10 protein-coding genes are annotated in these 13269 nt (G+C 44.6%); 1 reads left to right on the top strand and 9 read right to left on the bottom strand.

Going from position 1 to position 13269, the window contains the following annotated elements; translation table 11 throughout:
- Positions 1 to 26: 26 nt before the first annotated feature.
- A complete protein-coding gene (gene cysI, locus ACRRMM_RS00290) occupies positions 27 to 1745 on the top strand; it encodes an assimilatory sulfite reductase (NADPH) hemoprotein subunit (protein ID WP_217815828.1) in 1719 nt (572 codons plus the stop codon).
- Between the two features lie 223 nt (positions 1746 to 1968).
- Here the strand turns inward: cysI and ACRRMM_RS00295 are convergent, their stop codons facing one another.
- The 9 genes from ACRRMM_RS00295 to ACRRMM_RS00335 all read right to left on the bottom strand — a co-directional run bounded on the left by ACRRMM_RS00295 (position 1969) and on the right by ACRRMM_RS00335 (position 13263).
- Entirely contained in the window at positions 1969 to 3903 is a 1935-nt protein-coding gene (locus ACRRMM_RS00295) for an AMP-binding protein (RefSeq protein ID WP_428828957.1), read from the bottom strand.
- Positions 3904 to 3917: 14 nt separating this feature from the next.
- Positions 3918 to 5441, bottom strand: a complete 1524-nt coding sequence (locus ACRRMM_RS00300) for an acyl-CoA carboxylase subunit beta (protein ID WP_046343706.1) — start codon at positions 5439 to 5441, stop codon at positions 3918 to 3920.
- A gap of 18 nt (positions 5442 to 5459) precedes the next feature.
- Positions 5460 to 6242: an enoyl-CoA hydratase gene (locus tag ACRRMM_RS00305; protein ID WP_428828958.1), complete on the bottom strand. Its 783-nt coding sequence runs from the start codon at positions 6240 to 6242 to the stop codon at positions 5460 to 5462.
- A gap of 15 nt (positions 6243 to 6257) precedes the next feature.
- Positions 6258 to 7163, bottom strand: a complete 906-nt coding sequence (locus ACRRMM_RS00310; protein ID WP_428828959.1) for a hydroxymethylglutaryl-CoA lyase — start codon at positions 7161 to 7163, stop codon at positions 6258 to 6260.
- Between the two features lie 12 nt (positions 7164 to 7175).
- Positions 7176 to 7391, bottom strand: a complete 216-nt coding sequence (locus ACRRMM_RS00315) for an acetyl-CoA carboxylase biotin carboxyl carrier protein subunit (RefSeq protein ID WP_008346646.1) — start codon at positions 7389 to 7391, stop codon at positions 7176 to 7178.
- The gene (locus ACRRMM_RS00320; RefSeq protein WP_017359519.1) at positions 7388 to 8737 is read right to left on the bottom strand and encodes an acetyl-CoA carboxylase biotin carboxylase subunit; all 1350 of its coding nucleotides are present in this window, start codon (positions 8735 to 8737) and stop codon (positions 7388 to 7390) included. Before ACRRMM_RS00320 ends, ACRRMM_RS00315 begins: the two co-directional genes overlap by 4 nt.
- Before the next feature lie 8 nt (positions 8738 to 8745).
- Positions 8746 to 10383 carry an AMP-binding protein gene (locus ACRRMM_RS00325; protein WP_428828960.1) on the bottom strand — a complete coding sequence of 546 codons (1638 nt, stop codon included), beginning with the start codon at positions 10381 to 10383 and terminating at the stop codon, positions 8746 to 8748.
- Between the two features lie 42 nt (positions 10384 to 10425).
- Complete coding sequence (locus ACRRMM_RS00330) at positions 10426 to 11568, bottom strand: acyl-CoA dehydrogenase family protein (protein WP_428828961.1); 1143 nt, start codon at positions 11566 to 11568, stop codon at positions 10426 to 10428.
- Positions 11569 to 11727: 159 nt separating this feature from the next.
- Positions 11728 to 13263 carry a glycoside hydrolase family 10 protein gene (locus tag ACRRMM_RS00335; protein ID WP_428828962.1) on the bottom strand — a complete coding sequence of 512 codons (1536 nt, stop codon included), beginning with the start codon at positions 13261 to 13263 and terminating at the stop codon, positions 11728 to 11730.
- Positions 13264 to 13269: the final 6 nt, after the last annotated feature.

Here is a 13269-nt window from a genome sequence, read left to right on the forward strand (position 1 = left end):
CTTGAAAGAAAGGAGCTTTTACTTACATGGTGAAGACAGCACTAACAGCGCCGGATGGACCTCCGAGCGACGTAGAGGAAATCAAAGAAAAAAGTGATTATTTACGGGGTACGTTAAAAGAAGTGATGCTTGATCCGATTTCAGCGGGAATTCCGGATGATGACAACCGTCTGATGAAGCATCACGGCAGCTACTTACAAGATGATCGTGATCTGAGAAATGAACGACAAAAACAAAAGCTTGAACCTGCCTATCAATTTATGCTGCGTGTCCGTCTGCCTGGCGGAATCGCCACATCTAAGCAGTGGCTTGTGATGGATGAGCTTGCTCATCAATATGGCAACGGTACTTTAAAGCTGACAACTCGTGAAACCTTCCAGCTTCACGGTATTTTAAAATGGAATATGAAAAAGACCATTCAAGACATTCATTCTACAATGCTTGATACGATCGCAGCTTGCGGCGACGTGAACCGGAATGTCATGTGTACTTCAAACCCCTATCAATCAGAAGTGCACCATGATGTATACGAGCTGGCGAAAAAATTAAGTGATGACCTGCTCCCGCAAACAAGAGCTTATCACGAAATTTGGCTTGATGAGGAAAAGGTTGCGGCAACGCCAGATAAGGAAGTTGAACCGATGTATGGTCCGCTTTATTTGCCAAGGAAATTCAAAATTGGTGTGGCGGTCCCTCCTGCTAATGACATTGATGTATTTTCGCAGGATCTAGGCTTTATAGCCATTATAGAAAACGATCAACTGGTCGGCTTTAATGTCGCAATTGGCGGCGGAATGGGTATGACGCATGGTGATACAGCGACTTATCCGCAGCTTGCAAAGGTCATCGGCTTTTGTACACCTGAACAAGTCGTAGAAATTGCCAAACAAGTCATCACCATTCAACGTGACTACGGAAACCGTTCCGTGCGAAAAAATGCCCGCTTTAAATATACGGTGGACCGCCTTGGTCTTGAGAATGTAAAAGAAGAACTTGAGTGCCGTCTTGGGTTTACTCTTTTAGAGGCAAAGGACTATCACTTTGATCATAACGGTGACCGTTATGGCTGGGTAAAAGGCATTAATGGCAGATGGCATTATACGATGTTTGTAGAAGGCGGACGCATCACAGATTATAATGATTATCCGCTGATGACAGGCATCCGCGAAATCGCCAAAGTTCATACAGGTGACTTCCGTCTAACCGCCAATCAGAATTTAATCATTGGGAATGTGACAACTCATAAAAAGAAACAAATCGAACAGCTCATTCAGAAGTTTGGTTTATCAGACGGTCAGCAGCATTCCGCCCTGCGTCGCAGCTCAATGGCTTGTGTATCTTTGCCAACTTGCGGTTTAGCGATGGCTGAAGCAGAGCGCTACCTTCCACGATTGATTGATAAAATCGAAGACATCGTGGAAGAAAACGGATTAAGTGATAAAGAAATCACCATTCGAATGACTGGGTGTCCAAATGGTTGTGCTCGTCATGCGCTTGGAGAAATTGGATTTATCGGAAAATCACCTGGTAAGTATAATATGTATCTTGGTGCCGCATTTGATGGCAGCAGATTAAGTAAATTATACCGTGAAAATGTGGGTGAGGAAGACATTCTAAAAGAACTTGGCTCTATTCTCCCCCGCTACGCAAAAGAACGAGAAGAAAATGAACATTTCGGCGATTTTGTCATTCGTGCAGGGATTGTGAAAGAGACAACAGATGGAACGAATTTTCATGTGCAATAAAAATAGACAGGAACCATCCTGTCTCAGATTGTTGACAAAGGGCTAAAATGAACTTTATTTTAGCCCTTTGTCTTCTTTTCAGCGTGATAGAAAACCTTTGCAGCCCTAGGAAGGACGAGCATCGGCGCGGAGCGAATTTAACATTCGTGAGCACCGAAGCGCAGGACTGACACCGAATGCGAGGGTTTGTCTACACGCTGAGACAGGAACCATCCTGTCTTTTTTATTTTTTCTGTTTCTTATTCAAGTATTCGGTCAGACTCTTATATACATCTGGATTGTCTAATGAAGATAGATCGGGTGAAGGCTGCTCTTCATACGCCCCTTTAAGTAAACGTCGTACGATTTTTCCATTCCTTGTTTTCGGCAAAGCTGAAATGAGATGAACTTCTTTTGGTGTGAGCGCTTTTCCGGCATGTGAACCAACATGGGCTGAAAGTTCTTGGATAAGGGCTGCTTCTTCAAAAGCATGCGGACTGGTCACGATGAAACAGACGAGCGCCTCCCCTTTCACCTCATCCTTTACCCCAATCACAGCGGCTTCATGCACGGCAGGATGCCAGGTAAGGATGGATTCAATTTCAGCTGGCCCGATGCGTTTCCCTGCTGTATTAATGACATCATCCGATCTGCCGGTGATGTGGAATTCTCCGTCCTCTGTTTGCATGACCCAATCTCCGTGTGTCCATACACCATCAAATCGTTTGAAATACGTATCTTCATAACGCTCCGGTTCGTTCCAAAAACCACATGTCATGCCGACCCATGGCTTTTTCACCACAAGCTCCCCTACTTCATTCATCACGCTTTGCCCAGCTTCATTGTATACATCTGCCGCCATTCCTAAGATCGCCGCATTAAAGAGAATCGGTTTGATGGGGCGAAGCAGCGTACTCCCTACAATGCCACCAGAAACTTCGGTTCCTCCTGAATAATTTAAGATTGGAATGTTCTTTTGACCAATGGTGTGAAATAACCATTTCCACGGAGCTTCATTCCATGGTTCCCCTGTAGAAATAATGGCTTTGACATGAGATAACTCGACCCCATCAATCGTTTGCTGCATCGCAGAACGAACAAATGTAGGGGAAAGCCCAAAATGAGTGACTTTCTTCTCGTGGATGAATGACCAGAGCTGCTGCTCATCTGGATAATCGGGAGCGCCGTCATATAAAACGATGGCAGCTCCATTGATCAAGCCGCCAAAGACGAGGAATGGCCCCATCATCCAGCCCATATCAGTCAGCCAAAACAACCGGTCTCCTTTTGCCACATCCATACATAGCCCGGCATCAAAAGCTGCCTTTATCGGAAAGCCTGCGTGTGTATGAACGGCTCCCTTTGGTGTGCCGGTTGTGCCTGACGTATACAAGATCATCAGCGGGTCTTCATTTGTGACATAGGTCGCGCCGGTGATCGGCTGTTCTTGTAACAAATCATTCAGCAGGACATCGTCCTGATATCCGGTATGAGAGGAAGTGTGCACAATCACTTTTTGCACAGTTGTGGTTTTGTTGATGGCATCCGCCACACATTCCCGCATGTTGATCGTTTTCCCTCGCCTCATCATTTCATTCGCTGTGACGACAATGGCTGCGCCTGACGCACGAATGCGTACAGCGAGTGGCTCGCTTCCATAGCCTGAGAAGACTGGGCTGAAAATAACACCAATCTTTGCAAAGGCAAGCATGACGGCGACCGTTTCTGGAAGCATTGGCATATAGATGATGGCTACATCCCCTTTTTGAAGTCCTTCTTTCAAAAAGCCAGCTGCAAGACGGCTCACTTTCTCTTGAAGTTCGAGAAATGACCATTTCTTTTCTTCACCGGCTTCATTGCTCCAAATGATGGCGGGCTGATGCTTCGTCTCTTCTTTTTCTGCCCATTTGTCCACAGCCGTTTCGGTGATGTTAAGTGTGCCGCCCTGATACCATTTCGGCCACATCAATGAGTGGTGACCTAATGCCGCTTCATATGGTTTTTTCCACTGAATGCGAACCGCCTTTTCCGCTTCTCTCCAAAACCAGTCTGTGCGATCAATACTGGCTTGATAGAATGAGTCATACGTAGAAAAACCAAGAGATTTCATCCACTGATGCAAACGTGTTTTTTGGCTCTGCTTTTCTTCCGGTATCCATTCTGGTTTCAGGTTGATCATGAGGTCTGCCCCCTTTAGACCGGATAGACCGGATGTTTTCGTTTCGTAAATGTCATGTCTTTCGATGAATAGGCTAGTAATCTATGACAAAGTTCCGTTCTTAGACGGTCAAATGGGATGACGCCATCGACAATCATTTCAGAGGCAAGCTCATAGATATTCATATCTTCCTGGTATTCCTTCCGTTTCTCTTGTATAAATGAAGCCCTCTCTTCGGGCGGGAGTTCTGCAATTTTATTTGCATAGACGGCATTTACAGCGGCTTCTGGACCCATCACAGCGATTTGCGCCGATGGAAGAGCGAGACAGCAGTCTGGCTCAAAAGCAGGGCCTGCCATTGCATATAGTCCTGCTCCGTATGCTTTACGGACGATGACGGATATTTTCGGAACGGTCGCCTCTGACATAGCGGAGATCATTTTTGCCCCATGACGAATAATGCCGGCTTGTTCCACTTTTGTTCCAATCATAAATCCTGGAATGTCCGCAAGAAAGAGCAGCGGGATATGAAAGGCATCACAGAGCTGAATAAACTTGGCGGCTTTATCAGCTGAGTCGTGGAATAATACGCCGCCTTTGACCCTTGGCTGATTGGCAATGAGACCGACAGGCTGACCGTTCATTCTGCCAAAGCCTGTGATTAACTCTGCGGCAAACAGCTTTTTGATTTCAAAAAATGACCCTTCATCAATCAGTAAATCGATGAGTTGATACATATCAAATGGGGTATTCTGGCCTTTAGGGATTAAGTCTTGGATGGTGGTTTCAGATGGTTTAGGTGCTTTTGCTGCTGTCGTTTTTGGTTTTTCTGTATAGTTGGCAGGCATATAGGTTAAATAATCACGTGCAATTTGAATGGCCTCTTCCTCTGTTTTGGCTAATATATCTCCGCATCCAGAAATGCTGCAATGCATTTTCGCACCGCCCATTTCCTCAAGTGATACTTTTTCACCGATCACCATTTCAGCCATTCGCGGCGAGCCTAAATACATAGAGGCATTTCCTTCGACCATCACGACAATGTCACAAAAAGCAGGGATATAGGCACCACCGGCTGCAGAAGGACCGAATAGTAAACAAATTTGAGGAATGCGCCCAGACAGCTTGACTTGGTTATAAAAAATGCGCCCTGCTCCTCTTCTGCCTGGGAACATGGCGATTTGATCGGTGATCCTTGCACCCGCAGAATCGACTAAATACAGCATAGGACAATTGAGCTTCTCGGCCGTTTCTTGAATTCGAATGATTTTTTCTACTGTTTTGACGCCCCACGATCCTGCTTTAACCGTAGAGTCGTTTGCCATGACACAAACAGTCTGCCCATTCATACGCCCGGTTCCTGTGACGACACCATCTGCTGGTAAATGTTCATCTTTGCACTCTGCAAACATGGCATCTTCAATGAAAGAATCCTCATCTAATAACAAATGAAGCCGATCACGGACAAATAATTTTCCTTTTTCTTTGTTTTTTTGATGGTAGCGTTCTGCCCCGCCCTTTTCAATTCGTTGTTTATTTAATTCATATTCTTCGATCATAAACATTCCCCTTTCTTACTATTTGCCAATGTAATGAGGCGTTCGTTTTTCTTGAAAAGCCTTGAGACCTTCTAGTCGATCTTCTGTATGAATTAGCTGCAGATAAGCTTCGTATTCTTTCGTCAGCCCTGTTTGCAAATCGTGATCAAGGCTGGATTGAATGGCTTGTTTTGCTTCTTTTAAAGCAATCGGTCCATTCTTGGTGATTTGTTTTGCGAATGTGATAGCATCATTCATCAGTGAATCGACTGTAGAGATACGTTCAATCAGTCCGATTTGAACGGCTTCTTCTGCTCGTAAAGAAGTGCCTGTGAAGATCATTTCTTTCGCTTTCCCGGGTCCGATCAGGCGCGGAAGTCTTTGTGTGCCCCCTGCTCCCGGCAGGATAGCTAGTCCTGTTTCCGGCAGGCCGAGCGCTGCACCCGCTCTTGCGATGCGGAGATCACAGGCGAGCGCGAGCTCAAGACCTCCGCCAAGTGCGTGTCCGTTTATCACGGCAATGACAGGAACGGGCAAAGATTCAATGTCTGTAAAGGTTTGCTGAATGGTCAGAACAGCTTCTTTGGCTTCTTGTTCTGTCATCAATCGCCGTTCTTTTAAGTCTGCTCCTGCGCAAAAAACTTTAGCGCCAGCTCCTGTCATGAGCAAACAGCGGATGTTTTCATCATGTTTGATTTCTTGAATCGTTTGGTTAATTTCCTCTAGCATAGCAGCTGATAGAGCATTGGCTTGTGCTGGTCTATTTAATGTCATGATGCCAATATGATCATCTTGTATTGAAAAATGGACCAATGATGTCATGTGATTCACCCTTTATCAAGTAGTGTGAGACTGAAAAGCGCGTAAACAGTGACTTGGCAGGGTTCGATCCACTTTTGCTTCAATCCATTCAGCCGCTTTGATCAAGCGAGGGAGGTCGACATTTGTTTCGATCCCGAGTTTGTGAAGCATGTGTACCACGTCTTCTGTCGCCACGTTTCCGCTGGAGCCAGGTGCATAAGGACAGCCGCCAAGCCCCCCGCTAGAGGCATCAAACATGGTGATGCCGGCTTTTAATGCTGTATAAATATTGGCAAGCCCCATTCCTTTCGTATCATGAAAATGAAGCGCGATTTTATCAGCAGGAAAGCGTTCAAGTAAAAGGTCTAACCGTCTTTCTACTTGCAGCGGATGGGCTTCCCCAATGGTATCCCCAAGTGATATTTCATCAATGCCGAAGGACAGCAACTGTTCCGTTAATCGCAGCACTTGGTCCATCGGTACTTGTCTTTCATAAGGACATCCAAACACGGTTGAAATATAGGCCCGCGTTTGCCGTCCTTCTGCTTTTAAATCGGCTGTCATTTGTTTGATCACAGGCAATGTTTCCTGTATAGATCGATTCATATTCTTTTTGTTATGTGTCTCACTCGCTGAGATAAACATAGCCCCTAGCTCAAGGTTTGCTTCAAAAAAATGAGCTAACCCCTTTTCATTTGGGATGAGTGCGGCATAGGTAATATCCTCTTTTTTGTTTAATGATTGGGCTAATTGTTTGGCGTCTTTTAAGGCTGGAACCCATTTCGGATGAACAAATGAGGTGACTTCAATATAAGGAAGATGGGCTTCTTCGAGTAAATGGATCCATGTTCGCTTCTCCATTGTGTCCAGCCAAACGGATTCATTTTGCAGGCCATCGCGCGGGCCGACCTCTCTAATGAGCACGTTTTTTGGTAATGCCATGCGGCTTTCCCCCTATTCTGTCAGCTCTAAAAGTACCTCTCCCTCGTCAACAAAGTCCCCCTCCGCCTTATACACTTTACTGATCACACCTGCTTCTTCTGCAACAATGGGAATCTCCATTTTCATCGATTCTAAGATGGCGACTTCCTGTCCTTTTTGCACATCATCACCCTGTTTCACAAGAAGCTTCCATAAGTTTCCGGCCATTTGTATCGTGACAGTTTTCATGAACGGTTTTCCTCCCTTTTTTTCATCAGATAATCGGTTGTGATGCTGCCATGTAAAAAGGCAGTTGATTCGGCCATTTCCTTTAAAAGCGGTACATTGGTTTTGATCCCTTCTATTTCATATGCTTGTAATGCTGCTTTTAATCGTTCTATGGCGAGTTTTCGAGTATCACCGTACACAATCATTTTCGCAATCATTGGATCGTAAAATGGGGTAATGACACTTCCGCTCGTTACGCTTGACTCATGACGGATATATGGGGCATCAGGTGTAGAAAGCCGAGTGATCGTGCCTGGCGAAGGGTAAAATGTCACAGGGTCTTCAGCGTATATTCTAACTTCAATCGCGTGCCCAATTTGATGAATATCCTCTTGGCTGAAGGACAGGGGCTCTAATGCTGCAATTTTTAGCTGCTCCTCGACAAGGTCAATCCCGGTAATTTCTTCAGTGACAGGGTGTTCTACTTGCAATCTCGTATTCATTTCTAAGAAATAAAATTGCTGGTTTTGATCGACTAAACATTCAATCGTGCCCGCATTTTCATACCCAATCGCTTTGGCAGCTTTGACGGCCATCTGTCCCATTTGCTGTCTCACAGTTTCTTCAAGACAGACGGCTGGTGCCTCTTCAACAATTTTCTGATGTCTTCTTTGGAGTGAACAATCTCTTTCAAATAAGTGAACGCCGTGACCGAACGAATCAAAAAGAACTTGAATTTCGATGTGCCGTGCGTGTTCAATCACCTTTTCCATGTATAAAGTACCGTCTTGAAAGAAACTTTGTGCTCTTTTTTGATTTCCTTCAAACGCTCGATGCAGCTCTTCATCGTTGCGGACGAGCTGCATACCAATCCCGCCGCCACCACTCGATGCTTTTAGCATAATGGGATAGCCGAGTGTCTGTGCTTTATGAACCCCTTCGTCTGCATCATGGAGCGGGGCTGAAACACCAGGAACGATTGGGATGCCCGCTTGTTCCATCGTTTTTCTCGCTTCAATTTTATTTCCCATCTGCTGAATGACTTGTGCAGATGGTCCAATAAAGGTAATGCCCTCGCTCCGGCAGCGCTCAGCAAATGCCGCATTTTCTGATAAAAGACCATACCCTGGGTGGATAGCATCAGCATTTGTTTGTTTGGCAACTTTAATGATTGCTTCCATGTTTAAATAGCTTTCAGAAACTTTAGCACCACCGATATAATAGGCGCTGTCTGCTTCTTGCACATGGAGTGCATGCTGATCAGCCTCTGAATAAACGGCAACGGTTTTGATTCCGAGCCGTTTACATGTCCGAATCACTCTACGGGCAATTTCGCCTCGATTGGCGATCAATACTTGTTCAAACATCGCTGCCTTCACTCCTTTATTAGATCAAGCGCCTGCTTTTTCAAGCGGAATTTCTGAATTTTGCCTGAGGCGGTCATTGGGTACTCATCTGTAATGAATAAGTATTTCGGGATTTTGTAGCGTGCCATTTGCGACTGACAATAGCTCGTTAATGTCTCAATTGAGACCGACCTCCCTTGTTTCAGCCGAATGAATGCGGCTGCTTCCTCACCGTATGTCTCGTCAGGAATACCAACGACCTGTGCGTCAAGAATGGCAGGGTGAGTGTATAGGACATCCTCAATCTCTTTTGGGTACACATTCTCTCCGCCTCTGATGATCATATCTTTGAGCCGGCCTGTGATTTTCACATAACCGTCATGATCCATCTCAGCTAAATCCCCTGTATGAAGCCATCCGTCCTCATCAATGACTTCATTTGTTGCTTCTTCGTTTTTATAATAGCCCTTCATGACATGGTAACCTCTTGTACAAAGCTCTCCTTGCTGTCCTCTTGGCACTTCTTCTGATGTCCCTGGTAAAGCAATTTTGACTTCAATTTGAGGAAGCGCACGTCCGACCGTTTGAACACGTCTTTCAAACGAATCATCCGTTCTTGTTTGGGTAATGACGGGTGAACTTTCGGTTTGACCATAGGCAATCGTGAGCTCTCTTAATCCCATTTTTTCAATGACTGCTTTCATGACGTGGGATGGGCAGAGTGAACCGGCCATAATCCCCGTTCGTAATGTGGACAGGTCATAAGAGTGGAAATTTGGATGATCGAGCTCTGCGATGAACATGGTTGGTACACCGTGAAGAACCGTGCATTTTTCTTTTTCTACTGTTTGAAGGACTCGTTCTGGATGGAATGATTCAAGTGGAATGATCGTTCCCCCTTTTGTGAGACAAGCAAGTACACCAAGAACAGAGCCGAAGCAATGAAAAAACGGTACTGGGATACACATACGGTCCTGCTCTGTTGATTTCATACAATCTGCGATCTGACTCGCATTACAGACGATGTTTGTGTGGCTGAGCATGACGCCTTTTGGATAGCCGGTTGTGCCTGAAGTGTACTGCATATTAATAACGTCATCAGGCGTGAGCTCATTCATTCGCTTCTCCCATTCATGATCTTCGGTTCTTTTGGCTGCCACTTGAAGACGATCCCAGCTGAGCATGCCGTTTGGTACATGCTGACCGATATAGATACATCTTTTTAAATAAGGAAATTGTGTGGAAGTGATCTCCTCTTGATGGGCGGTTTGAAGTTCTGGAATCAGCTCTTCAAGCATGTTGACATAGGACGTTTCTTTAAAGCCGTCTACAATAAACAACATTTTGCTGTCAGAATGCTTGAGTAAATAGGCGAGTTCCTGTGATTGAAAATTGGTATTCACAGTGACAAGAACAGCACCAATGGAGGCGCAGGCAAATTGAAGAATGAGCCATTCAGGTATATTTGGTGCCATAATGGCGATGTGATCTCCCTTTTGAACCCCTAATGCCATGAGACCTTTACCTGTTGCCTTGACCTCTTGATAAAACGCTTCGTATGAATAACGTAAAGAACGTTCTGGGTAAACAACGGCTTCATGTGCTGGGTGCTGTTCTTTTTTTTCTCTTAATAGGGAGCCAATCGTTTGCGGGTGAATCGACATCATTGCTTTCCTCCCTCATGTATAGTAAGCGTTTTCATTAAGGTATTACGCTAACAACTGTCTTGCGATCACGAGCCGCTGAATTTCAGAGGTTCCTTCTCCGATTTCCATCAGCTTGGCATCTCTCACAAGCCGTTCAACACCGCATTCTTTCATATAGCCTGTTCCGCCATGAATTTGGACCGCATCAAGACTTGCTTTTGTGGCCATTTCTGAAGCAAACAGTTTGGCATAGGCCGCTTCTTTTGTAAATGGTTTGCCTTGATCTTTCAGCCAAGCGGCTTTCCAGACCATTTGTCTTGCAAGCTCTATTTGCATCGCCATATCCGCCAGCTTAAACTGAATGGCCTGGAAGGATGAGAGCGTCTTTCCAAATTGCTTTCTTTCTTTTGCATAGGAAAGTGAAGCATCAAGTGCAGCTTGTGCAATTCCGACAGATAAGGCTGCAATGGAAATTCGTCCGCCGTCCAATGTATATAAAAATTGCTTGAATCCTTTCGATTTGTCTCCCAATATATGATGCGCTGGTACACGCACTTCGTCTAAAATGATTTCAGCCGTATCTGAACCACGAACCCCCATTTTGTCATATGGGTTTGTAATTGACAGTCCTTTTTGCCCTTTCTCCACAATAAAGGCGGAGATGATTGGACGTCCGTTTTCATCATGATCTGTTACAGCGGTGACAATAATCGTTCTGGCATAATTGGCATTGGTGATCCAGCACTTTTCCCCACTGATGACATATTCTTGTCCGTCTTTAATGGCTTTTGTTTTTGTTCCTTTTGCATCTGATCCGGCGTTTGGTTCTGTTAATCCGAAGGAGCCAAGCGCTGTTCCAGAGGCTAATGGAACAAGATGGTCCATCTTTTGCTCCTCCGTCCCGAAGTAATAAAGTGGACTTGCGCCTAAGGAAACCGCTGCGGCATAACTTAAACCTGTACTCGCACACTGTTTTCCAATTTCCTCGACTGCCAGTGCATACGAGATCGTATCTCCTCCAGATCCTCCATATTTCTCTGGAAAGGGTATACCCATAAAACCGAGCTCCCCCATTTTTTGAAATGTTTTTTCGGGAAATGCTGCCTGTTCATCAACTGTTTGAGCGTGTGGTGCAATTTCTGTTTTTGCAAATTCTTTGACCATCTGACGGATCATTTGCTGCTCTTTCGTTAATTCAAAATCCATTGTGCTTCCCCCTTTGGCGCTTTTCTATCATATTTATTATTGAAATAGCTGCTTCATGCCAAGCTTGATTGAATTCAGAAAATTAAAATAAAAATAGTAGAAAAATAGAGAAAGCAAAAAAGCATAAATGGAGGCAAACCCTCATTTATGCTGTCTTTGTTATTTTACTGTTTTTGTAGAAGGTTTGCTTTCATGATGAAGGCGATTGAGTGCCGTCACTTTATAGGTATAGCTCTTCTTTTGATTGGCTAAAATGTCTTTCGTTTGTGTGAAGGAACCTGTTTCTTTTCTGACCGTTTGCACAAATTCGTATGTCCCTTTATTCGACAATCGATAGACTGCATAATAGGATGCACTAGAGTGCGGATCATTTTGTATCTGTAAAACTGCACCATCCTCTGTCTTTTTCACAGATTGGATGATTGGTTTTTTTGGCGCTTTTTGATGAAGCCATGGCATCTCTGGTATGAGAGCCGGTTTGCTATAGGTTTCTTCTATTAATCGTTTCTTTACATTCAAGGGATTCCGATTGATATCTTTCAGACTAAAATGCATGCTTCCTTGTACGAGCTGTGACTGCCTGTTCAGCTCGATCTGGCGAAAATACTCCTCGGGATCAGACCAAGCAGGATCACTGTTTTGATTGATTTTATACGTCGCTTGACCAATGTACAAATGAACAGGCTGCCCCTTCACTTCATTTGACCACCATTTCGTCAGCACATCATAGGCAGCGGGCTGAAAGCCGATACTCCAATAAATTTGCGGGGTGATATAATCAATATGGTGCTGCTGTATCCATTCTCTTGTATCAGCATACAAATCATCATAATTGGTCATCCCTGCTGTTGTGTTTGAACCGGTTGGGTCATCTTTTATGTTGCGCCATACACCAAATGGGCTAATGCCGAATTTCACATACGGCTTTTCTTTCTTAATGGAGTCATTGATTTGTTGCACCAAGTGATTCACATTATCTCTTCGCCAATCTTCTATATGAGTGAACTTCTGCCCGTAAGTTTCATACGTTTCTTGATCTGGAAATGGCACACCAGCGATTTTATTCGGGTAAAAATAATCATCCATATGCACCGCATCAATATCGTAGTTTTTCACTACTTCCTCTATCCCGTCAACAATGAAGTCCTGAGCATCAGGAATGCCTGGATTAAAGTAAAGCTGATTTCCGTAGGCGATGGTCCACTCAGGGTGTGCTTTTGCAGGATGATCGGCTGATAACCGGTTGAGATCGGTATGATTCATGGTGATTCGATAAGGGTTAAACCAAGCATGAAATTCAAGACCGCGTTTATGTGCTTCTTTTATCATAAATTCAAGTGGGTCATATCCAGGGTCTTTCCCTTGTGTACCAGTCAAATATTCAGACCATGGCCCGAATTCCGATGGATAAAAGGCATCTGCTGTTGGTTTAATTTGCATGATGACGGCGTTCATATTCATCGCTTTGATGTCGTCTAACAGTTGAATGAACTCTTGTTTCTGCTCATCTGCGGGCAGTCCTTTCTTTGAAGGCCAATCTAAGTTATAAACCGATGCGACCCACACTGCACGCATCTCTCTTGTGCTCTCAAGCTTCCCTTTTGGCATCGAACGAGCTAGACTGCTAGACGGAATCAATAAGAAGACACCCATGAAAACTAGTGTCAGAACCGTCATACTGATCTTTTTCAGCATGTTTTG

Origin of the sequence: Bacillus sp. XT-4 (assembly GCF_050864245.1) — a bacterium.
GTDB classification, from domain to species: domain Bacteria; phylum Bacillota; class Bacilli; order Bacillales; family Bacillaceae; genus Bacillus; species Bacillus altitudinis.